This window comes from Terasakiispira papahanaumokuakeensis, from assembly GCF_001709345.1.
In the GTDB taxonomy this organism is placed as follows: domain Bacteria; phylum Pseudomonadota; class Gammaproteobacteria; order Pseudomonadales; family Halomonadaceae; genus Terasakiispira; species Terasakiispira papahanaumokuakeensis.
This window is the reverse complement of record NZ_MDTQ01000001.1, coordinates 1,900,905-1,927,525: the sequence shown is the minus strand read 5'-3', so window position 1 is coordinate 1,927,525 and position 26,621 is coordinate 1,900,905. Positions and strand designations below refer to the sequence as shown.

The 26,621-nt window shown below is 51.9% G+C and carries 24 protein-coding genes and 1 pseudogene; 7 read left to right on the top strand and 18 right to left on the bottom strand.

Annotation, left to right across the window (positions count from 1 at the left end):
• Window positions 1–4 precede the first annotated feature (4 nt).
• Together BFW38_RS08440 and BFW38_RS08435 are read right to left on the bottom strand one after the other, a co-directional pair.
• Window positions 5–460 (bottom strand): tripartite tricarboxylate transporter TctB family protein, encoded by a 456-nt coding sequence (locus BFW38_RS08440; protein WP_068997988.1) that lies wholly within the window; start codon window positions 458–460, stop codon window positions 5–7.
• A complete protein-coding gene (locus tag BFW38_RS08435; RefSeq protein WP_068997987.1) occupies window positions 457–1,407 on the bottom strand; it encodes a tripartite tricarboxylate transporter substrate binding protein in 951 nt (316 codons plus the stop codon). Before BFW38_RS08435 ends, BFW38_RS08440 begins: the two co-directional genes overlap by 4 nt.
• 473 nt (window positions 1,408–1,880) lie before the next feature.
• Here BFW38_RS08435 and BFW38_RS08430 point away from each other — a divergent pair, with 473 nt between their 5' ends.
• Both BFW38_RS08430 and BFW38_RS08425 read left to right on the top strand, forming a co-directional pair.
• The gene (locus tag BFW38_RS08430) at window positions 1,881–2,258 is read left to right on the top strand and encodes a MerR family transcriptional regulator (RefSeq protein ID WP_245686116.1); all 378 of its coding nucleotides are present in this window, start codon (window positions 1,881–1,883) and stop codon (window positions 2,256–2,258) included.
• Between the two features lie 48 nt (window positions 2,259–2,306).
• Window positions 2,307–2,885, top strand: coding sequence for an NAD(P)H-dependent oxidoreductase (locus tag BFW38_RS08425; protein ID WP_068997986.1), 579 nt, complete (start codon window positions 2,307–2,309; stop codon window positions 2,883–2,885).
• Between the two features lie 260 nt (window positions 2,886–3,145).
• Here BFW38_RS08425 and BFW38_RS08420 read toward each other — a convergent pair whose 3' ends face one another.
• On the bottom strand, window positions 3,146–3,982 hold the full coding sequence (locus tag BFW38_RS08420; RefSeq protein ID WP_245686115.1) for a helix-turn-helix domain-containing protein: 837 nt from the start codon (window positions 3,980–3,982) through the stop codon (window positions 3,146–3,148).
• Between the two features lie 371 nt (window positions 3,983–4,353).
• Between BFW38_RS08420 and BFW38_RS08415 the strand changes: the two genes are divergently transcribed.
• Window positions 4,354–5,286 (top strand): DMT family transporter, encoded by a 933-nt coding sequence (locus tag BFW38_RS08415; RefSeq protein WP_068997984.1) that lies wholly within the window; start codon window positions 4,354–4,356, stop codon window positions 5,284–5,286.
• 97 nt (window positions 5,287–5,383) lie between these two features.
• Here BFW38_RS08415 and BFW38_RS08410 read toward each other — a convergent pair whose 3' ends face one another.
• The 5 genes from BFW38_RS08410 to BFW38_RS08390 all read right to left on the bottom strand — a co-directional run bounded on the left by BFW38_RS08410 (window position 5,384) and on the right by BFW38_RS08390 (window position 11,378).
• Window positions 5,384–6,241 (bottom strand): formate/nitrite transporter family protein, encoded by an 858-nt coding sequence (locus BFW38_RS08410; RefSeq protein WP_218186392.1) that lies wholly within the window; start codon window positions 6,239–6,241, stop codon window positions 5,384–5,386.
• A gap of 499 nt (window positions 6,242–6,740) precedes the next feature.
• A complete protein-coding gene (locus BFW38_RS08405; protein ID WP_245686114.1) occupies window positions 6,741–8,051 on the bottom strand; it encodes a glucarate dehydratase family protein in 1,311 nt (436 codons plus the stop codon).
• A gap of 22 nt (window positions 8,052–8,073) precedes the next feature.
• Window positions 8,074–8,196 carry a dihydroxy-acid dehydratase gene (locus BFW38_RS08400; RefSeq protein WP_068997982.1) on the bottom strand — a complete coding sequence of 41 codons (123 nt, stop codon included), beginning with the start codon at window positions 8,194–8,196 and terminating at the stop codon, window positions 8,074–8,076.
• A 42-nt stretch (window positions 8,197–8,238) separates the two neighbouring features.
• Window positions 8,239–10,254: a TRAP transporter large permease subunit gene (locus BFW38_RS08395; RefSeq protein ID WP_218186391.1), complete on the bottom strand. Its 2,016-nt coding sequence runs from the start codon at window positions 10,252–10,254 to the stop codon at window positions 8,239–8,241.
• A 71-nt stretch (window positions 10,255–10,325) separates the two neighbouring features.
• The gene (locus BFW38_RS08390; protein WP_084004542.1) at window positions 10,326–11,378 is read right to left on the bottom strand and encodes a TRAP transporter substrate-binding protein; all 1,053 of its coding nucleotides are present in this window, start codon (window positions 11,376–11,378) and stop codon (window positions 10,326–10,328) included.
• Between the two features lie 308 nt (window positions 11,379–11,686).
• On the opposite strand from BFW38_RS08390, the gene BFW38_RS08385 reads away from it, so the two are divergent.
• Both BFW38_RS08385 and BFW38_RS08380 read left to right on the top strand, forming a co-directional pair.
• On the top strand, window positions 11,687–12,424 hold the full coding sequence (locus BFW38_RS08385; protein WP_068997980.1) for a GntR family transcriptional regulator: 738 nt from the start codon (window positions 11,687–11,689) through the stop codon (window positions 12,422–12,424).
• Between the two features lie 34 nt (window positions 12,425–12,458).
• A complete protein-coding gene (locus tag BFW38_RS08380) occupies window positions 12,459–13,388 on the top strand; it encodes a LysR family transcriptional regulator (RefSeq protein ID WP_068997979.1) in 930 nt (309 codons plus the stop codon).
• Window positions 13,389–13,871: 483 nt separating this feature from the next.
• Here the strand turns inward: BFW38_RS08380 and BFW38_RS17695 are convergent, their stop codons facing one another.
• Window positions 13,872–14,228: an HlyD family secretion protein gene (locus BFW38_RS17695; protein WP_084004541.1), complete on the bottom strand. Its 357-nt coding sequence runs from the start codon at window positions 14,226–14,228 to the stop codon at window positions 13,872–13,874.
• 148 nt (window positions 14,229–14,376) lie between these two features.
• On the opposite strand from BFW38_RS17695, the gene BFW38_RS08375 reads away from it, so the two are divergent.
• Window positions 14,377–14,736 carry a substrate-binding domain-containing protein gene (locus BFW38_RS08375; protein ID WP_281180385.1) on the top strand — a complete coding sequence of 120 codons (360 nt, stop codon included), beginning with the start codon at window positions 14,377–14,379 and terminating at the stop codon, window positions 14,734–14,736.
• Window positions 14,737–14,793: 57 nt separating this feature from the next.
• On the opposite strand, the gene BFW38_RS08370 is transcribed toward BFW38_RS08375, so the two are convergent.
• From BFW38_RS08370 to BFW38_RS08350, 5 genes and pseudogenes are all read right to left on the bottom strand, one after another.
• Window positions 14,794–16,359, bottom strand: coding sequence for an aldehyde dehydrogenase family protein (locus BFW38_RS08370; RefSeq protein ID WP_068997977.1), 1,566 nt, complete (start codon window positions 16,357–16,359; stop codon window positions 14,794–14,796).
• 25 nt (window positions 16,360–16,384) lie between these two features.
• Window positions 16,385–17,317 (bottom strand): annotated as a pseudogene (locus BFW38_RS18385) (NAD(P)-dependent oxidoreductase); the annotation flags it as partial.
• A gap of 185 nt (window positions 17,318–17,502) precedes the next feature.
• Window positions 17,503–18,657, bottom strand: coding sequence for a M20 aminoacylase family protein (locus BFW38_RS08360; RefSeq protein WP_068997975.1), 1,155 nt, complete (start codon window positions 18,655–18,657; stop codon window positions 17,503–17,505).
• Between the two features lie 80 nt (window positions 18,658–18,737).
• A complete protein-coding gene (locus tag BFW38_RS08355; RefSeq protein WP_068997974.1) occupies window positions 18,738–20,036 on the bottom strand; it encodes a DUF3100 domain-containing protein in 1,299 nt (432 codons plus the stop codon).
• 431 nt (window positions 20,037–20,467) lie between these two features.
• A complete protein-coding gene (locus BFW38_RS08350; RefSeq protein WP_068997973.1) occupies window positions 20,468–21,382 on the bottom strand; it encodes a class I SAM-dependent methyltransferase in 915 nt (304 codons plus the stop codon).
• A gap of 225 nt (window positions 21,383–21,607) precedes the next feature.
• Between BFW38_RS08350 and BFW38_RS08345 the strand changes: the two genes are divergently transcribed.
• Window positions 21,608–22,486 (top strand): GNAT family N-acetyltransferase, encoded by an 879-nt coding sequence (locus BFW38_RS08345; RefSeq protein ID WP_068997972.1) that lies wholly within the window; start codon window positions 21,608–21,610, stop codon window positions 22,484–22,486.
• 85 nt (window positions 22,487–22,571) lie between these two features.
• On the opposite strand, the gene BFW38_RS18335 is transcribed toward BFW38_RS08345, so the two are convergent.
• The 4 genes from BFW38_RS18335 to rhmD form a co-directional block, all read right to left on the bottom strand.
• Window positions 22,572–22,742 (bottom strand): aldehyde dehydrogenase family protein, encoded by a 171-nt coding sequence (locus tag BFW38_RS18335; protein ID WP_281180450.1) that lies wholly within the window; start codon window positions 22,740–22,742, stop codon window positions 22,572–22,574.
• 115 nt (window positions 22,743–22,857) lie between these two features.
• Window positions 22,858–23,655, bottom strand: coding sequence for an HpcH/HpaI aldolase family protein (locus BFW38_RS08340; protein WP_068997971.1), 798 nt, complete (start codon window positions 23,653–23,655; stop codon window positions 22,858–22,860).
• A 195-nt stretch (window positions 23,656–23,850) separates the two neighbouring features.
• A complete protein-coding gene (locus BFW38_RS08335) occupies window positions 23,851–25,209 on the bottom strand; it encodes a GntP family permease (RefSeq protein ID WP_068997970.1) in 1,359 nt (452 codons plus the stop codon).
• Window positions 25,210–25,315: 106 nt separating this feature from the next.
• Complete coding sequence (gene rhmD / locus BFW38_RS08330; protein ID WP_068997969.1) at window positions 25,316–26,500, bottom strand: L-rhamnonate dehydratase; 1,185 nt, start codon at window positions 26,498–26,500, stop codon at window positions 25,316–25,318.
• Window positions 26,501–26,621: the final 121 nt, after the last annotated feature.

Below are 26,621 nucleotides of genomic sequence, written 5' to 3'. Positions count from 1 at the left end.
GCTTTTACGTGCTCAATAAACCCAGCACTGGGCCCGTCAAAGGCACCCCTAATAAAATACCGAATACGGCACCGATCAGCGCTGTGAACAGCAAGGCGATGACCAACAGACGCAGCCCTAAGGGATACCCCATCCACCAGGCACAGCCGATAAACATCACCCACAAACCAATGTCAGCGCCAACAAGACTAAAGAGCGCAAGCGTGATCGCAAACAATGCCAGTGCGACCAGCAGGCCCCGGCCTCTAACGTCTGAAAGTTCGCTTTTACGGCCAGGGAAACACCACAGCCCTAAACCGCAAAGCACCATGAGCACACCGATAATCTCAGGTAGTGCGGCCGCTGATTCGGAAAACCCTTCTGCCATATCGAGCACTGTGGCGGCCAGCACCACCACCGCCAGTGCCAGCACCCTGTCCAGCCAATGGCCGGACAGAGGTGACAGACGTTCACGGATCATGAGGATGTATCCAGAAGCGGCAGGACTTGCTTCATTTGCTCGGCCGTATTATTCAAATAGGCCTCAAAGGCATCTGCATCACGATAATTCACCTGATAGCCAGAATCTTTCATTCGGGCAATAAATTTAGGTGAAGTCAGCAGCTCACCCAAACGTTTTTCCAGCGACTCGGCGACTTCATCAGGTAAGCCTGCAGGGGCTGCAATCCCACGGAAAGTCCCCCACTGCATTGAGCGCCCGGTTTGCTCTTCAAAGGTGGGAATATTGGGCGCTAATTGACTGCGTGAGCTATCGAGTACCGCGAGAATATGCAGATTGCCATCAGACACCAACCCAATGGCTTCACCCAGCGACATAAATCCAGCCTGGACATGGTTCCCCATGATTTGCTGGAGCTGCATCGCGGCGCTGGCATTGTGTACATAACGGAAGCTCAGATCTTCCTTCTGGGCTAAAGAAAGCGCGGCAATATGGTGGGATGTCGCATTACCGGGTGTGGCGATACTGACATTGCCGGATTTTGCTGCCTGCAGAAAATCATCCAGTGTTTTAACGTCACTTTTACCACTGGTGACAATGACCTCAGGATCAAGGTTAAACAACGCGAGCGGGGTAAAACTATCTAGGTTATATTCCACCTGTTTGGTCATCGCGTTGTTAATGATTGATGATGTCGTTGCCAGCAGCGTATAGCCATCAGCCGGGGCCGCACTGACATAAGTTTGACCAATGACCGCCCCGCCGCCTGGCATGTTCTTAACGATAAACTTTTTACCGTCAAAAAACTCCGGCGCTGCATCTGCAATCAAGCGACCTGTGAAATCCACAGCGCCACCTGCCGCAAAAGGCACCACGTAGTTAATATTACGAGTAGGGTAATCCGCAGCGTAAAGTGCACTACTCGCGGCTAAAGCGACCAGTGCCGTAGACAGTCGTTTAAAAGTCATATCGAGTCCTTTGAGTGTTGTGATTGTGTGGACCCTTCCAAAGCTATCCTTGAATACTTATGGCTTCAATTAAATAAATTAAGAAAAACCATAAACAATGCTTATGTGTTGTCTTTTCTGTGAGCGCTTCACCAAAGTAGGGCAACTTTCACACCGAGTGCTGTCTGATAGGGCGCAACGCCCTTCCGGTACGCAACGAAATCCCTAGAGCCTATCCTCCTTGGGTACCGTCTTCCGTTGTTGAGCGAGATGGGATAATCGGTATCGTTAGCGCAAGCGAGCGCCACGGTTTTTCCCAATGATGATATTCCGATCAAATATACAGTAAATTACTCATCCTGATGTGTGAGTGGCTTGAGCACTGTTGCACATAAAGTTGTGCATGAAGTTATGCCTAAAAAAGTTGTGCCTAAAGTTGTGTGAAAGCGTCGTGGGTGAGCATGATTCTGCTCATGAATGGCTAGTTTGGTCCAGTGAATAAGGGCAGCCAAGTGTTGATTGGTGAAGCGTCAAAAAAATCTGGTGCGACTCAAAGAGCTATTCGGCTATATGAGTCTTTGGGGTTACTGAAAGTGTCACGGTCAGGAAAGTACCGTGTCTATAGCCAGGATAATATCAGTCTGATCAAGATTATTAAGGAAGCGCAAACGCTTGGGATTACGTTGGCTGATCTGGTGGCTTTAAAAGGGGATCAAGACGATTTTGACTGGCATTTGGTGAGTGAGTTTTTGGTACAGAAGCAAGAAGCGGTTGACGCCAGCATCCGGGCGCTTGAGCAACAAAAGCAACGGATTCAACACTACCGGGTTTCGATTGATGAGTGTCTCCGATTGCTTGACTCTGACCTTTAGGGAAGAGTTTAAGCTGCGCGTTTTGACTCTGCGCGGATAAGTAAGCTCATGACAAAAGTCCTTGTAATCAATGCAAACCCTAAAGCCAGTAGCTTGTGTCAGTCGTTAGCGGATCAGTACGCCGCCGTAGCGACAGGTCAGCATGACGTTGAGCAAATCAACATACGGGATTTGGATTTCAAGGTCAGTTTAGACGAAGGCTATGATAGCGTGATGCCCTTGGAGCCAGATCTTGTGGCGTTGCAAAAAAAGATTCAGTGGGCAGAGCACCTGGTGATTGTCAGCCCTGTCTGGTGGGGAACGATACCGGCAAAATTTAAAGGTGCCCTTGACCGGACTTTTTTACCTGGTTTTGCATTCAAGTATATTGAAGGTAAAAGTACGCCGGAAAAGTTATTAAAAGGTCGGACTTCTGAGCTTATTATCACCCTTGATAGCCCACCTTTTTGGTATCGATACATCCAAGGGGATGTGATTTATAAGCACTTAAAGCATACCGTTTTAAGCTTTACTGGGATTAAAAATACGTCGTCGACTTACTTTGGGCCTGTCATCAGCGCTGATCCAAACAAGCGAGAAGCTTGGCTGAAGAAGGTGGCGCAGTTGGCGAATCATATCAGATCTTAATACGCTGAGTGGGTAATCTCATCTCGGGTGTATTAGCGTTCTACCGGATCGGTATAGGCAGGTTTTGTTCAAGCATGTAGAGCAAGCTACTAAGGCCGTGGGCTACAAAGCTGTGGAACTCTATACGAATGAAATGATGACGGAGAACCCACGTTGTATCCGAAGACCGGTTACGCCGAAGTCGGTCGTCGACGTGAATCAGACTTAACCGTGTTTTCTGCCGAAAAACACTCTCGCTGAGTTAATCCTGTTGTGGGGGATTACATTCGCCTCAGCTGTGACGGGGTATAGCCTTTTGCCGATTTGAAGCGGCGGCTGAGGTGGCTGATTGAGCTGAATCCACAGCTGAGTGCGATATCCGTCAGTCGTTCACTACCTTCCAGAATCAATGATTCCGCTTTTTGTAGCCGGGCTTGCATCACGTATTGATGAGGGGCTAGGCCGGTGCTGTGTTTGAACATGCGGGCAAAATGAAATTCGCTCAGTTGGGCTTGAGCGGCCAGTGTTGAGAGGTGAAGCGGCTGTTCCAAATGAGCGTCAATATACGCTTTGATCCGGTTCAGGGTGTGAGGTGCGAGCCCGCCGGTGACTTTGAGTGGTGCCCAGTGCAGTTGGCTGTAGCGTTGTAGGACATGAGTGACCAGTAGGGTAGCCGTGCTGGATAACATTAAAGTATTGGTTTGATCCTGCCAGTCAGCGGCCATGAAAAAGTGCCTATAAAGGCTACTGATCTGTGGGTCTTCGGCAAAAATCTGCTCATCCAGGCGAATTTGGCTGGGGCTTTTATCCCATATACGCTCGGCCAGTGATCGCATATGCGCTTCGGTGTAATAGAGGTGAGTGAAGCGCAAATGGCCGCGAATATCCCAGGTGTTGCCTGAGTGCTGAGGCATCATGCAAAAGCGATCAGGCCCTCCGCCATTGCGCCAACCGGTGGGTGTTCGCTGGTACACCTCGTAACCGTCAGCCAGGTAGAGGCTTAAGGTATGGTGGTTGGCTTCAAAGTGAACGCGGTCGTTATTATTGGACCAATGGGCCAGCTGCATCCCCGAATCCAGCACGAGGGCATCATGTAGCCTGGACTTGTGTTGTGACATGGTGTCAAAGCCTTCGTATGACATGATGGTGGCCTCTCTTGCATCATGATATTGCTGATCCAGATCTTGAGATCCTGTCTGGCGTTGGTGTTCCCGGTATGCCCGTTGCTATGGTGCTTCTTTCCATGACCATCAGTGTCACTGTTGATCACCATAAGTGCCATTACCCATGATCATATATCGACTGAACACTGATCACGAGTGGTCTTGCGCCCAGGGTTAAAAAAAGCGCAAGAATGTGCAACTTACTTTGGTTTGTGAAAGCAATCACTCGCCCAACATTACACACTCTTTTGGTGGAATCCGACTTTTGGTGGAATCCGACGGTGCCTGGATAGGCCGTCAGGGTGATGGGTTAATGAGGGGGGAGTATGAACGCTGTTTTATATGGGGCTGTGGTGCTCATTTGGGGCACTACTTGGATCGCGATCGCTTTGCAGCAAGGGTCGACAGCACCAGAGGTGTCAGTGGCATACCGCTTTGCTTTGGCTGCTGTGGTGATGCTTGTGGCGCTTATGATCATGAAGCGCTTGCGCCCTATATCACCTGCTCAGCACCTATGGTGTGTGGCACAAGGGGCCTGTGTTTTTGGCCTTAACTTCGTTTGCTTTTACCATGCAGCGGCTTTTATTACTTCAGGTTTAGAATCGGTTATTTTTTCGATGGCGGTGCTTTTTAATGCGCTGAACGCACGGCTTTTCTTTGGCCAACTGGTTCGGGCCAATGTGGTTTGGGCTGCATTACTGGGCTTGGCGGGGATTACCAGTCTGTTTTGGCCTGAACTGCAAGCGGCTGAACCGAATCCAGATTTGTTTATTGGCGTCGGGTTAAGTGTATTGGGTACTTATGGGTTCTCGTTAGGCAATATGATTAGCCAACGCCACCAGCGCCATGGTTTGGATGTGCCCTCAACCAATGCCTATGCCATGACTTATGGTGCTGTGTTGATGGCGGCGATGGCTTGGGGTCAAGGCGCTGATTTCGCATTGGATATGCGCGAGAGCTATTTGCTGGCGTTAATCTACTTAGCGGTGATAGGGTCGGTGGTCGGGTTTACCGCTTACTTCGTCCTGGTCGGGCGGATTGGGGCTGGCGGCGCGGCCTATTGCACCTTATTGTTCCCCTTGGTCGCTTTAACCATTTCGACCGTATTTGAAAACTATCATTGGCACGCTAGTGGTGTGGTGGGGCTGGTGCTGATTCTGTGTGGCAACCTCGTGATGTTTCCGACCCTCTTGCAGCGACTGGCCGATGGTTTAAAACATCGGCTCAAAGGTCGAGTTGATGTGTTAACTGAGCGCTAAATGAAAAGGCCCCGCCATTAAGTGATGGCGGGGCCTTTATCGTTAAGCACAAGCCTTCGGTGCTCTAATGATCTAGGTGTTGACCCGTGGTGTTCGATTAAGCTTTTTGAACGGCCTGCTGGGCACCAAGGTCATTATGCTGTGCTGGCTCGGCTTTAGCCGCAGGCAAGTAAGCCAGATAGTAAGCGAGACCGACAAAGATTGCGCCGCCCACTGCATTGCCAAAAAAGACCGCAACAAAGTTGGGTAAGTATTGTGCCCAAGTGACTTCGCCTGCAAAAATCGCAGCGGGTACCACAAACATATTGGCGACAACGTGCTGGAAACCGATTGCGACAAAAGCCATGACCGGGAACCAGATTCCCAGAATCTTGCCGATGAAATCTTTGCTTGCCCAGCATAACCAAACGCCCAAGCAGACCAGCCAGTTACAACCGATACCTGAGACAAAAGCATGTCCGAAGTCTGCGGCGACTTTGTGCTGGGCGATGGCGACGGTAGTCTTTAAGAACGCGCCTTCAGTGAGTCCCAGATAATGGCCAAAGAACCAAGCGACAGCGACACTGCCGATAAAGTTGGCGATAGTGACCAGTACCCAATTGCGGACCAGATCCATTACGCCAATACGGCGTGAAAATAGCGCCATGGGCAGCGCCATCATGTTGCCAGTCAGCAGCTCACCGCCGGCCAGTAAGGTTAATACCAGCCCGACAGGGAATACCGCAGCGCCAAGGAAGCTCTTTAAAGAGCCCCATTCTGCGGGCATCGTACCGATGACTCGGATATCTAATAAAAAACCGATGGCAATAAAAGCACCGGATAAGAAACCCAGAATCATTAAGGGCAGGAGGGGAGTTTGATGTTTTTTAACACCAGCATTGACTGCGATTTGAGCCGTTTCCTGAGGTGTATTGAACGCCATGGGGATACCTCGAATATCTACTTTGGGCTTCATCTTGGCGAGACGAAGCCCTGAGTTCAGGGATGACCAGTATTCATTCGTATTCTTTATCTTTACCCTGACACCTAAAACACTTTGAGTTTATGAAACTACTTTAAATTCAAAGCATTGTAGATGAATTACGGACGCAATTTGGGTGCGACAAGATGTCGCAGAATAGCATAAACTAATTTCAAATAAAATGATTAGCCTCGCAGCTATATGCAAATCATGGTCGTATTTAGAGCTTCTATGTGCAGGCTCATGGTTTGCTTTCTTGAAACATTACGATTGCGCCAGGCTTCTCCTTATGACCGAGCTTCTCTTTTTGGCAAACCACTCTTTTGAACAAGCCATTCACTTGAATATGTATTCGTCAGTGCTATTGAATGAGGCGATAAGCCAGACGGAGCGATAAGATCAAGCCCATTCGTTTAAGAGCGTGGTGAGCAAAATCTGGGATTGAGACATCAGGTGCTCAGGTTGATGATTGAGCCCCTGATGTCTTCAATGCTTAAAAACGAGGTACAGTACCTTTCCAGTCGGGGATGTATTTGCGCATTTCACTGACGTCATCGCGGGCTCGGATACCGCAGGTGTCATAGTTGTGTGCTAACTGCGCCAGTGCGGTTTGATCAAGGGCGACACCTAGCCCCGGGGCGTCGGTGACTTCGACCGCGCCTTCTGTGAACGTGATTTTACCGCCTTTAATCACTTCTTCATCTTGCCAGGGGTAGTGGGTATCGCAGGCGTAACTTAAGTTCTCGATGGTGGCGGCCGCATGCGTCATCGCCATCAGGCTGATGCCGAGATGAGAGTTGGAGTGCATGGAGACGCCGATATTCCATACCTTGCAGAAATACGCCAGATCCTGAGTGGCTTTGAGCCCACCCCAATAGTGATGATCAGAGAGAATCACTTGCACGGCGTTTTGCTCCATAGCGCTGCGGAGGTGAAAATCGCCAATGACACACATGTTGGTTGCCAGGGGAATCGGGGTGGCGGCGCTGACTTGGCTCATACCGCTCTGACCAGGGGCCGGATCTTCTAAATATTGCAACAGCTCAGTATCAAGCTCAGATAGTAAGCTGAGGGTGGTTTCAACCGACCAACCGCCATTGGGGTCGATGCGTAAAGGGTGGTCTGGGAAGGCCGCCCGTAAGGCCTTAAGGGCTTCAATTTCTTGTGCTGGCTCAAAAACGCCGGCTTTTAATTTGATCGAACGAAAACCATATTCGTCAATCATCTTGCGGGCTTGCTGCACAATTTGATCGGGGGTCAATGCTTCGCCCCAGCGGTCAACCCAAGGGTCGTCAGTAAATTGATGGCGGCCAAATTTGTAGAATAAATAGGCGCTGTAGTCGACACGATCACGGACTTTACCCCCGAGTAAATCATATACCGGGCGTCCGGTGATTTTACCCATCGCATCCAAACAGGCCACTTCAAACGCTGAGAAAATGCGCGGAACGGTGGTGGCGCCCAGGGTGCCTGGCGCAATCTCTAACCCGGCGTCCGGGTCCGGCAGCTCAATGGTGTCTTGGATGCGCTGACGAATACTGTTTAGCTGGTAAATGTCTAACCCCTTCAGTGCAGGGGCAACACTTCTTAATTGCTGAATGGTTTGAGTGTCTCCATAGGTTTCCCCTAGGCCGTAGTGGCCACTTTCAGTATGGACCTCAATGATCGTACGTAAGGCCCAAGGCTCATGCACGCCATACACATTCAGTAAGGGCGGATCGCGAAAGGCGATAGGGGTGATGGTGATAGACTCAATGCGAGACATATTCAGTGCTCCAAAGCGTTCAATAAAATAGTCATTCATTTGTCGGGTTGCTGCCGTGAGCTCAGGCAAAGCCCGCGGCCAGCGTAAACATGGTGATGAGTATTGAGGCCGCAATAATGAGGCCCACGCCCCATGGCGCTAGGCCATAGTGGTCAAGGTCTTCTTGTGAATCACGTCCAATCATGGTGATGACTCCTTCGTGAGGGTGGCGTTAATGACTGAGCCGTTAACTACTGAGCCAGTGGGGCAGCCACAAGGCGATATCGGGAATCAATAGCACCAGCACCAGCCCGATGGCTTGCAAGCCGATAAAAGGCAGTACTGAGACGAAGATTTCTTGTAAAGACACATCCTTGGGGGCAACCGATTTCAACCAGAAGCAGGCGGGGCCAAAGGGAGGCGATAAGAAGTAGATCTGAATATTGAGCACGAATAGGATGCCAAACCAGATTTTGGCCTCATCGGGAGTGAGCCCCAGCTCTGGAGCGAGGCTGGTGACCACAGGCGCGAATACCGGTACGGTAATCAGCACAATGGCGATCCACTCCATAAAGGTCCCCAAGACCACCAGTATCAGCATCATCACGAGAATGATCCCCAGCGGTGGCAGGCCAAGATTCATGAAGAGACTGCGCATAAATTCGGCGCCGCCGACTAAATTGAAAATGCCGACAAAAGAAACAGCGCCCAACACTAGCCAGATGATGGTACCCACGGTGGCCATGGTACCGACGAGAGTGATTTGTAGCAGCGGCCAATGGAATTGATGGCGAACCGCCGCGACGACCATAGCACCCACGGCACCAATGGCAGCGGCTTCGGTGATCGACGCAATACCGGCATAAATAGAGCCCATGACACAGCCGATCAGCGCAATACTCAGTAATACAGCGTGCAAGCGGTGACGGGACAGTTGACGGCTTTGGCCGGTTTGGGCTTCAACTTCAGCTGCGGTAGGGGCCAGAGAGGGGTTCAAGTGAGCCCGAATTAAGATATATAGGGCATAAAAAATGGCCAGCATGATGCCCGGAATGGCTCCGGCCATGAATAAATCGCCAATACCGACCTCGGCGGAAAGGCCATACACGATCATAATGATTGAGGGGGGAATCAAAGTCGCCAGCGCCCCAGCGGCGCAAATCAGGCCGATGGTCATCTTGCGGTCGTACCCCAGGCGCAGCATTTGTGGTAGCGCCACCAGCCCGAGCATCACAATTTCACCACCCATCACACCTGACATGGCGGCCAATATGACGGCGACGACCACGGTTTGTACGGCAACGCCACCGCGTAAGTTACCGGCAAAAACTGACATGGCATCGAATAGGTCTTCTGCGATACCGGCTTTTTCCAGTATTGAGGCCATCAGCACAAAAAATGGGATGGCGACCAACGTATAGTGATCGAGTAATCCGGCGGCATTGGAGGACACCAGATATAAGCCTCTGGGGCCAAAGAAGGCGACAGCCATCAGTACTGAGACGACCAGCGTGACAATGCCCAGGGGCATACCGGTCATCATCAAAGCCACTAACACCAGCACCATGATCAGTGAGACGCTACCTAATCCGTAGCTGCGGATATCAATCCATTGTCTTGGATCGAGACTATTGGCCAGCTGGCTGGTCAACTCAGAGAGGTGGACAAACCAGGAATCCGGCCCACTGATAAAGGCAAGGACACCATTGATAAAGTAGAAGGCGACTAGCAAGCCAAGCAGCTGAGTGCTGCGCTGGGCGAAAGTGGATCGTACATGGCGATATAAGTTGACGATCAATTGGGCTAAATATAAGAAGCCGCCCAAAGCCAGTAATAACTTCAACAGCATCGGCATAGGAGAATTAAAGGCGCTACCGGTGCGTTCAACGTGGCTTAACGCGGTATAGGCTCGAATTGAAGCGTCTGAAAGTAATAGAAACAGCGCCACAATCCCGGTACACAGGGCGAAAAGATCCAGCCACCAGCGTGCCCGTTCTGAGACCATGCCATGAATCACCGTGATCCCAATATGGCGATTTTTTAAGGTGATATAGCCCGATGAGAGCATCCAAGTGGCGGCACAGAGCACCATCACCACTTCAAAAGCCCACTGTGTGGGGGCGTGAAATACGTAGCGGGCGATGACTTCCCATAAGGTGGCACCGGCTGCGACGAGGTACAGCATCGCAATGCCCAGCCCTGAGAAATGGCTGAGGTGATCGATCGCGGTATAACGGTTAAACGTAATATTATCCGACATCATACAACTCCGATTGTCAGTGTAAATCAGGGCTCAGACCCAGCGGCCTGAGCCACTGTTAAAACATATCGGGGTTATAGCAGGCCGCGATCGCGCATAAAGGCGATGTGAGCGTCGTAAACTTCTTGCGCTAATGGTGACGCTTCGGCAAAGGCCTGCCAGGATTGACGCGCAATTTCACGGAATCGTGCGCGTTCTTCATCCGACCAATCGATGATCGTCAACTCTCCTTCGGCCTTATCACGGGCCACCAGCTGTTTATCGCGTGCATCCAGGTACTGGCGTAAGTCGTCATAGGCCATCACAAACCACTTATTCAGCGCTTGGCGGTCGTCTTCGCTTAAGCGTTGCCAAGTCATATCCGAGAGAGTGAATTGCATGAAGGGCGTTGAGTGAATGCCGGGATATAACGGATATTTCGCGACTTTGTGCATACCGCTGGCATCGTTGTTGGCATAAGCGGAGCTGTCGGCCGCATCGATGATATTTTTTTCCAGTGCGGTATAGACTTCTGAGCCCGGCAACGAGACCGGTGTGGCTCCCGCACGGCGGAAAACATCGGCGGCTAAGCCTTCAGGCGAACGGATCTTAAGACCTTCGAGATCATCGACGCCATGAATGGGGACTTTGGAAACAAAGGCTTCGCTTTTCTCTGAGCTACAACCGACGACATGAATGCCCGACATAAACTCATCGTAGAGTTTTTGCAGCAGTTGTTTCCCACCGCCTTCCATACAGAATGCTTGCACTTGAGCAGGATCTTGATAGCCCGCTGTGAGATCCCCCATCAGTGCAAACGCAGGGTCCATTCCAGCGAAATAGCTGGTGGCGGTTAGGTCGCCATCGAGAATGCCCATCGAGACGGCTTCGGGTGTTTCTCGGTGAGGCACAACCGCACGAATAGGCAGTAATTTGAGTTCGATACGACCCTCTGTCATTTCCTTGAGTTTGGGCACCCACTGCTCGTTTAAGCGGTTCAGGCTGATGTGACTGGCGTTGAAACTGGTTTGGACTTTGAGCACCTCGGCCTGCGCTGCCACAGGTATTAGGCTCATGGCTGAGGCGAGTGCCGAGACCAATGCTGAAGCCACCAGAGCGCGTCCTGACGTACGGTTAAACAATCTCATTGACTGAACTCCTTGGTTATTGTCGTTGTAACTGTGATACTAATATATTAGTTGTGAAGCGCAATGCTTCTACCGATGATTCCGACTTGAACTTTGGGCTAACATGCCTCTCGAAAACAACAATCGAAAGCCGGTTATGCGAGTAAGTGCGGAATAAAATCAACGTCTTAGGTATGCTTAAATGTTGCTTGGCATGATGGGGTGACAGCGTGTTGGGGCAGCCGGCTGCGCACAACTCATACACTGTGCATAGCGCATACATCCAAGACGGCCGAGTTTGATCAGATTGAATAAGATAAGGAGTCGCTATGAACCCGGTACGACTGAATCCACCATTATGGTTGGCGGATGAACGGGATTACCCCATGCCGCGTTCAGCCGTAGAGCGGGTTTATCAAAGCCTTTATGAGCGCATTGTATCGCTGGCGCTAGCCCCAGAAACCACCTTGTCACGACAGGCGTTATGCCAGGAGTATGGGGTCAGCCAGACCCCTGTCCGTGAGGCCCTACAACAGTTGGAGCAGGTGGGTCTGGTTCAGATCTTTCCACAGTCGCGAACCCAGGTGACACGGATCGATTTGGCCCAGTTGCATGAAAACCATTGTCTGCGCCAGGCGCTGGAGTGTGAGATGATTCGTCGACTCAGCTTGGAGGCGTCGGCTGAGTGTATGGCCGAGTTGCAACATTGGGTTGATTTACAGAAGGCATGTCTCGATCAGACCAATGGCATCTTGTCGGCTGAGGTGATGCAATCTTTTGCGTTGTTGGATGAACGTTTTCATCAGGCCCTGTTTCGACATGCCGGGCAAGCGGGTTTATTTGTATTATCCCGTTCACGACTGGGCCATATGGCGCGTGTGCGCTGCCTTGATTTGCCTTCGCAAGGCAAAATGGCGCAGGTGGTTGAACAGCATCAGGTCCTTGTTGAGGCGATTGCTCAAGGGCATCCTGATGCCGCGATGACGGCGATGCGTACGCATTTGGAAGGGACCATCTCTCGCATTCCAGCGCTGCAAGCGCGCTTCCCTGATTTCTTTTCTGGCTAGCCCTGGCTGGGCATTGAGGTTATGGAGTCTCAACATGGATATTCCGCACCAGCGATTGGTGTATTTTTTAGTGACGGTGGAGGCGGGATCGGTCCGTAAGGCGGCAGCGCGGTTGAATATTGCGCCCTCAGCAGTGAGCCGACAACTGGCGTTGATCGAGTCCGTGATGGAGGCGCCGTTGCTTGAGCGTTCCCGCAATGGTGTGCGACCGACTCCGGTGGGTGAGATGCTATTGGCTTATTGCCGTCGCCGCGAAGCCTTGGATCAAGCCTTTAATGAAGAGCTGGATGCCTATCAACGATTGGAAACCGGGCTGATTGTCTTGCGGGTAGGTGAGGGATTTGTCGGCGATTTAATTGATGCACCGTTGCGCGATTTTACTGAGCGCTATCGTGGCGTGCAGTTGGAAATCGATACCGGCAGTACGCGCCAGATTATTGATGCGGTGGTTGAGGATCAAGCGCATATTGGTTTGATGTATCACGAGAGGGTGCACCCTCAATTGCGGTTCTGGCATTCCAGCCCCCAGCCTCTAGTGGCGTTGATGTCACCTGCTCATCCCTTGGCGCAAGGGGAGGCTTCAACCTCTTTGACTCTAGAGGATTTGGCGACTCATTCGTTGGCGCTTTGGCAAGTGGGTCATGGGGTTCGGCAGTTGATGGATGATGCCTTTCAAGCGGCGGGTGTGCGCCCTCAGGTGGGCATGCAGACCGGCTCGCTCACGGTGTTGACTCATGCGGCTAGGGCCAACTTACATATGACCCTGTTACCGGCGTTTGCGGTCGCTCGAGAGTTAGAAGATGGCGTGCTGGTGGCGCGGGATGTCGATTGTGATCATTTTCGTCAAGCCCATTCGCATGTGGTAACCCGAGTGGGGCGACGCATGCCGCGCGCTGCCCTCCAGTTGCTTCGGCATTTAGAACGCTGGATGCGGGCTTTTAGAGGCCAGATGATTGATCGCTGAGTACAGTGTTTATGGCCCAGTGGAAAGATAGATTACAGGTCTAAGTGTCGTCTACATCGATGAGGTGAGTGACGCGCTTATAAATATTTCAACGGGCTCCCAAAATTCAGGAGGCTATTGAGGTATATGGGGTAGAGATTAAGGGTAAGAGGTTTTGCTATCTTTAATGGACTGCTCCTCCACTTGCAACTTTCAGTTCTTCAATAGTTATTTCTCTCATTTTATTTCATTTAAAATAATTTAATAATATATAGGATTAGACTTAAGATACAACCACCTATAACTCCTCCAAGGAGTGCTGTAAAAAAACCTTTGATGAGTTTGTATATTGTTTTTTTCAAAGTTAACCTCTTTTGATGACTGAATTAATTGGATCGAGGTTCCATTTATATCGTCTTCGTGTCTCCTGATTAATGTCGGATGCAAGTTGCATTCCAGGAAGAAGAGAGAGATTTTTATCATGAGTTGTTATCTTTTGAGACTCTAGGGCTCTGAGCTAGAAATACGTTCGTCTGATATGATAAATAAAGGCTCTCCTTTTTCAACATGCTGGCCTTCAGATACCTTGATATCAAGGACTTGACCTTGAGTAGGGGAGAGGATTCTCAGAACTCCTGAACTTAGAACAAGTAAACCAGGAGCACTTACTTTTCTCGTATGTGTGCCCCAAAATACAAATGCAGCTACGAGAAGTATCAGAAAAAAAGCTACAAGAGCCATCCATGCATAGCTTGAAGGTTGATGAATGAATACTTGTCCCATATGGGATAAGTGATCTTCATCCAAAGTTTCTTGGCGGAATAAAGTATTAGAAGGTGATTGGTGATTTGATTGTTCCATAATATCTACTAGCGAGTAACATCCTGTTGATCGGCATTATGAAATAAAAAACGCTAATGTCAATGAAAATTAATCTTATTCGTGAAGCTGTCATCTATTTGTTTGTCGCCCGATCATCTATTCGTCCAAGAGAAAGCCTCTCCCTTCTTTGACTCTAGAGGATTTGGCGACTCATTCGTTGGCCCTTTGGCAAGTGGGTCATGGGGTTCGGCAGTTGATGGATGATGCCTTTCAAGCGGCGGGTGTGCGCCCTCAGGTGGGCATGCAGACCGGCTCGCTCACGGTGTTGACTCATGCGGCTAGGGCCAACTTACATATGACCCTGTTACCGGCGTTTGCGGTTGCTCGAGAGTTAGAAGATGGCGTGCTGGTGGCGCGGGATGTCGATTGTGATCATTTTCGTCAAGCCCATTCGCATGTGGTGACACGGATCGGGCGGCGCATGCCGCGCGCCGCCCTTCAGTTGCTTCGGCATTTAGAACGCTGGATGCGGGCTTTTAGAGCCTAGCTTTTTATATCCGTGTTCTAGACGTGTGTTTCAGATGCCGACACATGCCCCTCAGTCTCAGTTTTGGCCGCTGCCGTAGCCCATGGCGACACTGGCGTGAGCGGCTGTTTCGACCCAAACACTTTGTGGCAATGTGTATTCTTTAAGGCCATCAAGCCCGCTGGAGCGGCCAAAGCCACTGTCCCCAAATCCGCCAAAAGGTGACATGACGTTAATGGCTTTGTAGCTGTTGATCCACAGGGTGCCAGCGCGTAATTGTCCGGCGACACGATGGGCACGCGCCGGGTCTTGAGTCCAAACCGCACCGGCTAAACCAAAGCGAGTGCCATTGGCTAAGGTCAGGGCTTCCTCTTCAGTGTCAAAGGGCATGACCACCAGGACTGGGCCAAAGACTTCGTTTTGGGCAATGGACATTTCGGGTGTCACATCCGCCAAGACCGTGGGCGCCAAGTAAAAGCCTTGAGCCTCGCTGGGGAGTGAATCCGGACGTTGTCCCCCGGTCAGAATACGGGCGCCTTCTGCGATGGCTGTTTGGATCATCTGCGTCACCCGCTCATACTGGCGCTGGTTCTGCAGCGGCCCCATGCGCGTTTGCTCGCTCTCGGGTAGGCCGACGTCAATTGTTTCGCAGGCCCGTGCCAAGCGTTGGCAGACCTCATCAAAGATCGGCCTTTCCACCAGTAGGCGAGAGCCGGCCACGCAACTCTGGCCTGCTGCCGCAAAAATAGCGGCTTGAGCCCCTGCGATGGCATCATCCAGGCGGGCATCAGCAAAGATAATATTGGCCGATTTGCCGCCCAGCTCCAGTACACTCGGCACGAGCCGACGTGCACCCGCCTCGGCAATCATGCGGCCGCTTTCGGGTGAGCCAACAAACACGAGTTTGCGAATATCGTCATGGGCGGTCAGTGCCGCTCCTGTAGTGGGGCCTAAGCCATTGATGATGTTGATCAAACCGCTGGGTAAACCGCCACTTTCAAGTAGTTTAGCGATGACGACAGAGGTGAACGGCGTCAGCTCGGAGGGTTTCAAAACGACGCCATTCCCGGCGGCAATGGCCGGAGCCAGCTGCCAAGCACAGGTGAACATGGGCGCATTCCAGGGCGTAATCTGACCGACTACGCCGTAAGGCACATGTCGAACATAGTTCAAGTGGCTGGTCGGAACAGGAATGACTTCACCATGTTGCTTATCGCACCAGCCGGCATAGTATTCAAACATTTCACGGACTTTGCCAACTTCGCCACGACAATCTCGAATAGGCTTCCCGGCGATCACACTTTCTAGTTCGGCGAGGGCCTCTTCATGCCCTGTCAGCTGCTGAACCGCTCGTAGCATACAGCGGCCTCGTTCGCTGGCCGTTAAGGCCATCCATTGAACTTGAGCCTGGGTGGCCGCGGCCACGGCCTGATCCAGCAATGTCGCACCTGCATCTTGATAACGGATGAGGGATTCACCTGTTGCCGGGTCAGTAAGCTCAATGGTATCGCCTTGGCCCACATGGAGTTGTCCGCCGATCCAGTTGCTCTTGAGCGCGGCTGTCGAGTGGTCTGTATCGGCCAGCTCAAAGTGTTGAAGAAGCGTTCTGAGGCGGGTTTGGTGAGCTTGAGTCAGTGTATTCATGGTTCGATCGTCTCTCATTAAGATGTTATTGGCGCGACGTTGATGTCTCTGATAAGACCATCCAGGCTTGGGTAATGGCATTGAAATCATCGGTGTCTTGGGGATTGTCCGGGTCGGCATGCCAAGCATCGACGACAGCATTTAACAAGCCATCGGGCAGCTGCATGTGTGCGGCGGCATCGCGGGCCAAACGTAAATCTTTGCGCATTAACCCCATGGTGAAGCCTGAATCAAAGCGTTCTGAGAGAATCCACTCAGGGAAATTGACTTCACTGACGGCGCTGCGTCCCGAGCCACTATTGAGCCCTGCTAAGCAGGCGGCGGGGTCAACACCGGCTTTGGCCGCTAATGCGACCGCTTCTGCTGTGGTCAGCAGATGGGCGGCACAGAGATAGTTATTGGCCAGTTTTACCACATGGCCGCTGCCGGGGCCGCCGACATGGGTGGCTTTAGCTGACAGGGCCGATAACACCGGCTCAAGCCTCTTGATGGTGTCTTCATGGCCACCCAAGAGCATGCCTAATCGACCAGTCGCAGCGCCTTTAGGGCCGCCGCTGACAGGGGCGTCTAACCAATGCAGGCCCGCAGCTTCGACTTTTTCGGCTAACTCTCGGCTGATGCTGGGATCACTGGTTGAGGTGTCGACGATAATACTGCCTGTTCGCGCTTTTTCGAGCAGGTTTGGGGTTTGTTCAATGACCTCACGGACTTGCACGGAAGTGGGCAATGACAATAAATAGACATCGGCTTCAGGTAAGGTATCAGGCGTGGCCACGGTTAACCCTTGACTGGATAAGCGCTCACGAGCATCGCTAAAGGTGTCAATTCCGGTGACTTCAAAGCCTGCTTTATGCAGCGTTAAGGCCATATTACCGCCCATCTGGCCCAGTCCAATGACGTTGATTTTCATACCGTATCCTCTTGTTTTTTTAAATCGGGTGTTGTTTGAACTTGAGTGCTGTTTTAAATAACCTGTCGTTTTAAATAGCTTGTTGTTTTAAATGGTTTTAAATCGTGGAGGCTCAATCGGTGTTTTAAGCCCTTCTTAAAGCCGAAAGGGGCCATGCCACGCCCGCAGGCGTAGCAAAAATAGGATTCAGGTTATGTGTTTGAGCGAGTCTGTTGGCTTACAACGTTTAAAGCTCAGCTCGCGAGCAGAGTGTTAATCAACGAAAGCCAGTAGTCTCGTCCAATGGGGGCAACGGCATCGTTAAAATCGTAGCGCGGGTTATGTAAAGAGGCGCTGTCTTCACCATTGCCTAACCAGATATAAGCGCCCGGACACTGTTGCAACATGAAGGCAAAATCTTCCGAGCCCATGCTGGGCGGCATGTCGCGGTGAATGCGCTGAATACCGGGCGTGGCTTCGAGTGCGCGCGCACAGTAGTCAGCATGCTCTGGCGTGTTGATCGTCGCCGGATAACGACGCTGATAATCGAAATCCACTTCCAGCTGGTGGAACTGGGCGGCGCTGTCGACCGCTTCGTGAAAGCGGCGGATTAAATAGTCATGTAATTGGGCATCGAAACAGCGCAAGGTTCCGCGTAACTCGACACTCTCGGGGATCACATTAAAAGCATCACCCGCGTGAAATTGTGTGATGGTGAGCACTGCGGTTTCATGAGCGGGCGTTTCCCGGCTGATCAGGCCTTGCAACTGGGTGACCAGTTGGCAGGCAGCCAGTACCGTGTCAGTCCCGAGATGAGGCATGGCGGCGTGACAACCGCGTCCTGTCAGCTTGAGTGTGAAGACATCGAACGCGGCCATCACCGCGGTATCGTGAACGGCGGCTTCACCTACGGGTAATCCAGGCCAGTTATGTAAGCCATACACGGCCTCCATGGGGAAGCGCTCGAATAACCCTTCTTCCACCATGACACGACCACCCCCTTCATTCTCTTCGGCAGGCTGAAAAATGAAGTAGACGCGACCGGCAAAGTCTGGATTTTGCGCGAGGCTACAGGCGGCCCCTAGCAACATGGTGGTGTGACCATCATGGCCACAGGCGTGCATTTTTCCGGGTTGAGTTGAGGCGTGTGCCACTTCGTTGGCCTCAGTGACATCTAGAGCATCAATGTCGGCTCTTAAACCAATATGACGACCTGCGCCTCGTTGGCCATCAATCATGGCCACTAGGCCGGTGCCGCCGCCCAAGCCCGAGACCACCTCAATACCGGCCTGCTGCAAAATGTCGATAATACGTTGGCTGGTATGATGCTCTTCAAAAGCGGTTTCCGGGTGACGGTGAAACGCATGACGCCACTCGCGTAATGTTTCAGCATCGATGGGCGGATTCATGACGGACTCCTGCAAACATTTTGAGTGATGAAATCAAGGCCTTGAATAACGCTGATTGTCAGTTACCAAGGCCTTGAATATTAAAGTAAGACTTGGGCCACGACAGCCGAGCCGATAAAGGTGCCGGTAAATACCAGTAATGAGACAATCACCAGTTTCCAGCCCGTATGGCGGAACATGGTGAATTCACGTGAGGTCAGTGCCAGGCCTGCATAAGCCAGTACGGGGGTCACAATCGCCAGGAAGTTCACTGATTTCAGTGCCTCGACCATCCATTGACTGCCTGGGAAAAAGGGCAAGGTCAAGACAATACTGACCAGCGAGACCCAGGCAACGGCGGGCAAGTAAAATGGCATCAGCCGTGTCACCACAAGCCCTAGCATGGTCATCCCATAAAGCACCAGTACGCCAGGCAATGCGGTTAACAGATCGGCACCATTAATAGTGTTGACGAGCCAGCCTACGACACAAACGGCTCCTACCACTGCAGCACTTTTACCTAAATGGTGTTCGGGGCGTTCTTCTTCCATCACCGCTTCTGTGAAATCGGTATGGTCATTTTCATCGAGTTGCTGATGCTGACCCTGACGGCGCTGGGCCAACAGGCTGTAGAGCTTTTCTGCAACAGGCAATGCAATAAACAGTGAGACATAGAGTCCGGTGGCATAGGTCAGCAGATTACTGGCGCTGGCAAAAGCCATTAAGTCATCGGCGGCCTCTGGCAGTGCACTGGCAATCGCACCAGAACAAGCCGCGACCATACTACCGCTCCCCACACCACAAGCCATTGCCAGTGCGCGCGGATCAAAGATATCCAGTGAGGTTAAATAGCCCGCCATCAAGGCGAACCAAAGCGTGCCGAACATAGTGCCGACCACATAAACGCCCATGACCCCGATACCTTCAGGCCCTTTTAAGCCATATTTATCTGAGATCACCGCAATATTCGGTTCGCGGGCGATGGAATAGGTGGCCCCAATGGCTTCGCGTCCGATCTTGAGTACCACAACGGCAAAAGGTAGCGCGATCAGCATCGTGCCCAAGTTGCCAAGCTCTTGTAATAGCAAGGCCGGACCGGCATTAATGATTTGTTCAATCGCGGGACCAATCGTGGAGCCAAAGCGGGCAATGAACGGCAGTAATGAGATCAAAATCAGCGGCGCTGCGGCCTGACTGAAAGCGTCAGGAATCCACTTACGCGTTCCCGGCAACAGGTGTGGATTCAGTAGCACGCCGCCGATGAATGCATAAAACAAGGGCAGCAGTAGAAGGGTACCAGGACCCATCGGGATTTTGATAATACCGATCAATTCGGCAACCAGGGCGAGGAGCGTGACCAGCGCATGTAAGCGCCAATCCAGCAAGCGGATCATGGTCATGGGGAGATCCTTTTAGCTTGTTGTCATTGTTATGGTTAGAACGTTGCCATTTTGACAGTGGCCGTCATATTGCAGCTTATGTCAGACAATATGGCGCTAGAGCATCATGTCATGCGGTCATGACATAGGCATCATCAGTATCAGTAAGCTGGTGTGCTAATGAAAGGTGCAGGGTGTTCCAAAAAATAGGGCATAAAGACCCTGGGGGCTCAATTCACTTCGGGATGTCATTGATGACGGTGACCGTGGGGACTGTGATCGGAGCGGGCGGGGTTCTTGAGCACGGAGGTTTTGAGTAAAGAGATCTTGAGTAAGGAGATCTTGAGTAGGGATATTTTGCGTACAGGAAGCGTGAATACGGCGCCGCCGAATGCAGCGCCGTTGGCTGAAGAGCCGTCGAATCAGGCGTGATTGTGATAATGCTGTCCCGCTTAACGACAGACGGCTGACATCAGATATAAATGGCCCTGCAGTTTAGGCTGCTGAGTCGGCGCAATAAATCGAGTTTTCAGCGCCGTGGTATGTTGAATTCCCAAGAGTTGATAATGATGGCGCTGTAGAAAATGGACCGCATGCTGGCTATCCAAGTGCCATCGTACGGGCGCGCCTAACCACTGCTGATATAGGGGCCTGGGGTCATAACGATGGCGACTGAGCCGTTGAGGGGGTTCTGACGCCGTCATTAAAATGCGAGTGCCTCGACCGGTTAATGTGCGCGTACAAGCTAAAACGTGGCTGACCAGCGCCGGGTTTAAATGCATCAAGAGATGCTCGCAGATAAACAAAGTCGGGCGAGCATCGTCAAAAGCAGCGTGAGTACGACATTTCCGAATCAGGTCATGCCGGTGGCTATCAAATTCAAGGAAATGCAGGTTGTCTCTATCGGGCTGGTTATACTTGGATCGAGCATTGGCACTGCGTAATGTTGGGTCTTCACGCTTAAATTGCTGAATATAAGGGTGATCGACTTCGAAGAAATGGACCTTAGGATACTGTTGAGCTAGGTAGGTGGAAAGAGGGTCAAAGCCGGCGCCGAGGACGATCACTTGCTCGATGCCGGAGGACAGCGCTTCGCGCGTCATCTGCTCAATAGCATGCTTGCACAAAGCATTTTGTAAACTTTGTCCAGGAATCAACCACTTGTCGCGATAGCGTGTATTCAGTACAAAAGAGCGACTGTGGAGTTTATCCAGCTGGCGTAACCCCACTTCAGAACGGCTGAGAATATACTCTAAAGTGACACGCATTTCATTGCTGACCAGATGCCTATAAGGCGAGTAGTGGGCAATGTATAAAATATCTTTGGCCACTGAGTAGGCGTTTTTGCAAGCTTTTTGCGGTGTCATTCCTTCGCCCTTGTACCATGGTAGAGGCGGCCTACGTCATTCAGTAAAGCGCGTGTTGTCAATGAATTGACGTAGCCATCGGTGATAAATATTCGCATAAATTACATCATTTGTGGGTTAACAAGTTGTCAATGGAATAAACGTTATGGTTTCAAGGTTTGGCATTTTAGTGTCTGGTGTGATCGACCGGCTTTGGGCTCGCCCTGACTTCAACAGAGGATGCTTATGACGCCTATTCAGACGCGTGTAGCGACACATGACGACCTCCCTCAGTTAGTAGGGTTAACGCAAGCGCTCAATTGGCCGCATCGCGCAGAGGATTGGTCGCAGATGTTGGCCTCCAGTGAGGCCTGGTGCTTGCAGCCGCAAGGTTCTGAATTAGTCGGCTCAGGATTGTGTTTCCCGCAAGGCGATTGGGCGACGATTGGCTTACTCATCGTGGCGGCTTCGCATCAAGGTCAAGGTTGGGGACGCCACCTCATGCAGACGATCATGAAGGCTAGCGGGGGACGACATCTGCTACTGACGGCGACGACTGCGGGAGCGCCGTTATATCGGCGTTTGGGCTTTAAAGATCAGGCGATGATTTGTCAGCATCAGGGCGTTTTGTCAGCGGTGCTTGCTGAAATGCCTGAGGCGGTTGAATCATTTGAGATGGGCGGGCTGGCCGAGACCGATGCCATTTCAGTGGTCGCTGAAGCGGAAGCTAACGCAGTACTGACTTTACTGAACAAGGCCTCAGGGCTGGATCGATCCAGACTTTGGCCTAGCCTATGGGCGCAACGAGATGCTGCCGTCAAAGTGACTTCTGAAGGTATGATCAAAGGCGTGGCGTTACGTCGTCGTTTTGGCCGCGGCAAACTCATTGGGCCGGTTGTGGCCGAGCATCCGGTGCAGGCGTTGCAGTTGATATGGACGTTGTTGGATGGACAACAAGGCGTCTTAATCCGGATTGATACGCCTGAAGCGATGGGATTGGGGTCGATGCTTACCCAGTGGGGGTTAATGCAAGTGGATCGTGTCGCGCAAATGGTGAATGGTGCTGCACCTTCGGTGACTGGCCCCGTTCAACAATATGCGATGGTGTCGCAGGCGCAGGGTTAATAGCAAGTGAAGCGCCGAGCCCTCTGTTCCTTTTGAGGCATGAGGGCTCTGATTCAATCAATATATCCAGTTCCAACCCATTGATTTAGATTTCAATATAGGCCACTTGTGTGCGTGTAGACTCATAAAGCCCATGTTTACCATCGGCACCGCCAATGCCTGATTTCCGTGTTCCCGCATGGAAGCCTTGCATCGCCTCAAAGTTTTCCCGGTTGATATAGGTTTCGCCAAAATCAAGCGCTCGACAAGCGTGCAGCGGATGGTGTGTTCAAGAGGGCGCGATATAGGCTTGATGGCCGATATCGCGCCATTTCGTAGCGTTTTAGTTAAAAACGATTCACTTCATCATTGATCATTTAATGGCTAATGATTTAATAACTACTGGCGCCTGTCGGTACTTTGGTATCCGCCTTATAACGCGCTAAAGTTTCGAGGGCTGCTTGACGCATCAGGCTGATATCAATCCCAACGGCAATGAAATCAAACCCCCACTCAGCATAGCGTTTGGCGTTGTCTTCAGCGGGGGCCAAAATGCCTGCGGCTTTGCCCGCTGCTTTAATGCTGTCGAAGGCGTGCCTGATCATACGTTGCACTTCTTCATGATTGGGTTGACCCGCTCTGCCCACGCTGGTCGAGAGGTCGGCGGGCCCGACAAAAACGCCGTCGACACCCTCGACTGCGGCAATGGCTTCAACGTTCTCAATGCCGCGGCGTGATTCAACTTGAACGATTAGGCAGAGTTCTTCATGGGCTCGAGCCTGATAATCATCAATGGCATCCCAACGCGTCGCCCGGGTTAGGCCACCACCGACACCACGAATACCGTGAGGAGGGTAGCGGGTCGCTTCAACCAGGGCTTGGGCCTGTGCTGCGGTATCGACCATCGGCACCATCAGTGTTTGGGTGCCAATATCCAGTAGTTGCTTGATCAGTGCCGGATCATGATTGACCGCACGCACCACTGGGGCGGTCTTATAAGGGGCAACGGCTTGTAGCTGGCTGAGTACAGCAGGTATCGGGTTAGGGGCATGCTCACCGTCAATCAGCATCCAATCAAAACCAACTGTGGCCAAAATTTCACTGGCATAAGCGGTGCCAAACCCAGCCCAGCAGCCATAACGAGGTTCACCGGTGAGTGCGGCTTTGAAAGGGTTTTGAGGTAGTTCCATATTGTTTTCCTATTCTGATTAAGGGCGTGAGCAGCTCAGTGCGTTAATTGTTGTGGCTCGGCATTATGACTTTGTATTACGACTTTGTATTAAAACTTTGTATTACAACCCGATATTACGAGTCTATATGACGACTTTGCATTATGAATTGGCATGACGAACCCGCTCTTCTATAAGCCGGTTGAATAGAGTGCCTTATGATGGCCACAACAGCGCGCCGACTAGCGTCAATGACAAGATGGTCAGTGAGACCAGTAGTTCGGCCAGGGTATAGGTCTTGAAGCCACCGCGTATGCTAAAGCCTGACAGTTGAGTTGTAATCCAGAAGCCGCTGTCATTGACGTGACCAATGCTGATACCACCGGAAAGCGCGGCCAGTGCAATCCATAGCGGGTCAACAATACCCGTTGAGGCGGCACCGGCCATAATGGTCATGGCGGTAATCCCTGCGACAGTGCCAGAGCCTTGTGCGACCCGGAACACCAAGGCGAGGGCATAGGTCAATAAAATCATCGACAAGGGTGAGCCTGTTTCCTGAAACAGGTTGTCTACTAATGATCGACCGATGCCCGTCTCTTGAATGACTTGCCCCAATGAGCCTCCCGCGCCGGTGACCAGCAGCACCAATCCTGCGGTTTGCAGCCCTTTTGACGCTGAATGATCACATTCGTTGCGGCTCATCAGACGCCCCGCGACGGTATAGGCCGCGAGTGCGCCGACCAACAGCGCAACGATTCTGTCACTGATAAAGGCGACGAAGGCGGGGAGTTCATCGCCCGCCAACATCCCAATCTGTTGGCCGTAGTGATAGAGCGTGCCGGAGAGAATCAACGCAATCGGTAAGGCAATGGGGAGCAAGGCTTGCCATAGAGGGAGTCCCGGTAATGGGATATCTTCCGGTTGTTCTGGCTGATCCTCTTCGAGGTGCTGCTCATCCTTCTCACTGTTCCAAAGCCCTTTATCAAGCAGCCAAAAGTAGAGCTTCATAACGATCAGTGCCGTGGCTAGACCGACGCCGAGCCCGGCCAGGGTCATCAATCCAATATCAAAATGTAGAATGGAGGCAGCCGCCAAGGGGTTAGGCGTTGGTGGCACGATGGTATGAGAGGTCGCGGCGCCGATCACCAAAGCGCCGATGGCATAAGGTAATGGCTTACCCAGGGTCTGAGATAGTGCCACCCCTAATGGAATCAAAATGACAAAAGTGACATCGAAAAACACGGGAATTGAAAGCAGAAAGCCTGTGAGTCCGAGCGCGTAGAGGCCCATGCCCCGTGGCGCACTGTTGACCATGGCATGAGCAATCTGATGCGCCATCCGGGAGTCGCTCATCAGCTGTCCGATAATGACGCCAAAGCCAATGGGCAACCCAATGGCCGCCATGATGTGACCAAAGCCACCGCCGATAGCCGCGACAGTGCCGGTCATGCCGAGATGCATGGTCAGACCCAAATAGAGACATCCGACGATCAGGCTGATGGCTGGGTTGAGTTTTAAGTAGAGGATCAGTAGCAGAATTAGCGTGATTGTGACCGCAAGGTGCAGGATTTCCATGGTGCCGTCTCCCGTGAGATGGTCGACTTATTGTCGTTGTTGTTATCGTTATTCAGGTCGAAATTATCGCCACGATCTGTGAGCAAATGATCGTGGCGATCGGCGTTCAGTGGGTATAGGGTCGGGCCAGGTCGCAGTCTGGATTCAGCCGTACGCCAAACCCGGGTTGGTCGAGTGCCGAAAGCGATAAACGGCCCTGCGCAGGGACGGGTTCATCAAGCAGTAAAGGATTGAACATGGGCACCACTCGATCAGCCTCGGGAGCCATCATTAAAAACTCGGCGAAGGGGCTGTTATGTCGCGTGGCGACAAAGTGGTAGCTATAGACTGATGAGCCATGAGGGATGACTTGTTTGCCGTAGGCATCGGCGAGTGCGGATATCTTGATCAATTCGGTTATACCACCACACCAGCCCACATCAGGCTGAATAATGTCGCAGCAGTCCATTTCCATTAGCATTCGAAAGCCCCAACGAGTGGCTTCGTGTTCGCCAGTATTGACCAGCATGCCGGTGGGCACCTGACGTTTAAGATCGGCGTAGCCCCAGTAATCATCCGGTGGCAGCGCCTCTTCGATCCATTTCAGACCATAGGCCTGTGCGCCCTGAGCCAGCTTGGTGGCGTAGTTCAGGTCAAGACTCATCCAGCAGTCGAACATGAGCCAAAAATCATCGCCTACCCGTGAACGCATCTCAGCCAGTTCGGCGAGGTTTTTGCGCAAACCTTCGTCACCTTCTGCTGGGCTGTGACGCAGTGGCATCTTGCCGCCAATGAATCCCATTTGCTGTGCTAGGTCAGGACGGGCGCCTGTGGCATAAAATTGCAACTCATCACGGACAGGTCCACCCAATAATGCGTGAACAGGCTCTTTTCGCCACTGGCCGAGGAGATCCCAAAGTGCCAGATCCACTCCGGAAATCGTGTTGACGACAACGCCCTTGCGGCCGTAGTACAGTGTGGCGTTAAACATCTGATCCCACATGAGCTCGATATCGGTGATTTTCTGGCCTTCCAGAAAACGCGCTAGATGTCGCTCAACAATGAAAGCGCCAATATCGCCTGCTGTGGTGACAGCGAAGCCGACCGTTCCGTCACTGGCTTCAATTTCGACCACTAACGAACCCAGCACATTAAGTCCGAAGCTTTTCCGGGTCATACGGTACTGCGGATACTTACTCATGGGCGTCGCAATCTGCCCGTCAATCCAGTGACCATCGCCTTGGTCATGATAGTCGGCACCGCCACCACGGACGGTGTAGGCGCGAACCTGCTTAATCGTGGGTACTGCCATCGGCCTTTCTCCTTGAGTCATGAGGAAGCTCAATCAATACAGCGCGGTTGATCCAGCACTTTGATCGGGTTGACTTGAACGTTAAGGGAGGGTTGCAAGGCTTGGCTAATGCAGAGGTTAA

Bases quoted from the DNA above. Each gene is read 5' to 3' on its own strand.
- BFW38_RS08440 (WP_068997988.1), bottom strand. From the start codon at position 460: ATGATCCGTGAACGTCTGTCACCTCTGTCCGGCCATTGGCTGGACAGG.
- BFW38_RS08435 (WP_068997987.1), bottom strand. From the start codon at position 1,407: ATGACTTTTAAACGACTGTCTACGGCACTGGTCGCTTTAGCCGCGAGT.
- BFW38_RS08425 (WP_068997986.1), top strand. From the start codon at position 2,307: ATGACAAAAGTCCTTGTAATCAATGCAAACCCTAAAGCCAGTAGCTTG.
- BFW38_RS08420 (WP_245686115.1), bottom strand. From the start codon at position 3,982: ATGTCACAACACAAGTCCAGGCTACATGATGCCCTCGTGCTGGATTCG.
- BFW38_RS08415 (WP_068997984.1), top strand. From the start codon at position 4,354: ATGAACGCTGTTTTATATGGGGCTGTGGTGCTCATTTGGGGCACTACT.
- BFW38_RS08410 (WP_218186392.1), bottom strand. From the start codon at position 6,241: ATGAAGCCCAAAGTAGATATTCGAGGTATCCCCATGGCGTTCAATACA.
- BFW38_RS08405 (WP_245686114.1), bottom strand. From the start codon at position 8,051: ATGAATGACTATTTTATTGAACGCTTTGGAGCACTGAATATGTCTCGC.
- BFW38_RS08400 (WP_068997982.1), bottom strand. From the start codon at position 8,196: ATGATTGGACGTGATTCACAAGAAGACCTTGACCACTATGGCCTAGCG.
- BFW38_RS08395 (WP_218186391.1), bottom strand. From the start codon at position 10,254: ATGATGTCGGATAATATTACGTTTAACCGTTATACCGCGATCGATCAC.
- BFW38_RS08390 (WP_084004542.1), bottom strand. From the start codon at position 11,378: ATGAGATTGTTTAACCGTACGTCAGGACGCGCTCTGGTGGCTTCAGCA.
- BFW38_RS08385 (WP_068997980.1), top strand. From the start codon at position 11,687: ATGAACCCGGTACGACTGAATCCACCATTATGGTTGGCGGATGAACGG.
- BFW38_RS08380 (WP_068997979.1), top strand. From the start codon at position 12,459: ATGGATATTCCGCACCAGCGATTGGTGTATTTTTTAGTGACGGTGGAG.
- BFW38_RS17695 (WP_084004541.1), bottom strand. From the start codon at position 14,228: ATGGAACAATCAAATCACCAATCACCTTCTAATACTTTATTCCGCCAA.
- BFW38_RS08370 (WP_068997977.1), bottom strand. From the start codon at position 16,359: ATGAATACACTGACTCAAGCTCACCAAACCCGCCTCAGAACGCTTCTT.
- BFW38_RS08360 (WP_068997975.1), bottom strand. From the start codon at position 18,657: ATGAATCCGCCCATCGATGCTGAAACATTACGCGAGTGGCGTCATGCG.
- BFW38_RS08355 (WP_068997974.1), bottom strand. From the start codon at position 20,036: ATGACCATGATCCGCTTGCTGGATTGGCGCTTACATGCGCTGGTCACG.
- BFW38_RS08350 (WP_068997973.1), bottom strand. From the start codon at position 21,382: ATGACACCGCAAAAAGCTTGCAAAAACGCCTACTCAGTGGCCAAAGAT.
- BFW38_RS08345 (WP_068997972.1), top strand. From the start codon at position 21,608: ATGACGCCTATTCAGACGCGTGTAGCGACACATGACGACCTCCCTCAG.
- BFW38_RS08340 (WP_068997971.1), bottom strand. From the start codon at position 23,655: ATGGAACTACCTCAAAACCCTTTCAAAGCCGCACTCACCGGTGAACCT.
- BFW38_RS08335 (WP_068997970.1), bottom strand. From the start codon at position 25,209: ATGGAAATCCTGCACCTTGCGGTCACAATCACGCTAATTCTGCTACTG.
- rhmD (WP_068997969.1), bottom strand. From the start codon at position 26,500: ATGGCAGTACCCACGATTAAGCAGGTTCGCGCCTACACCGTCCGTGGT.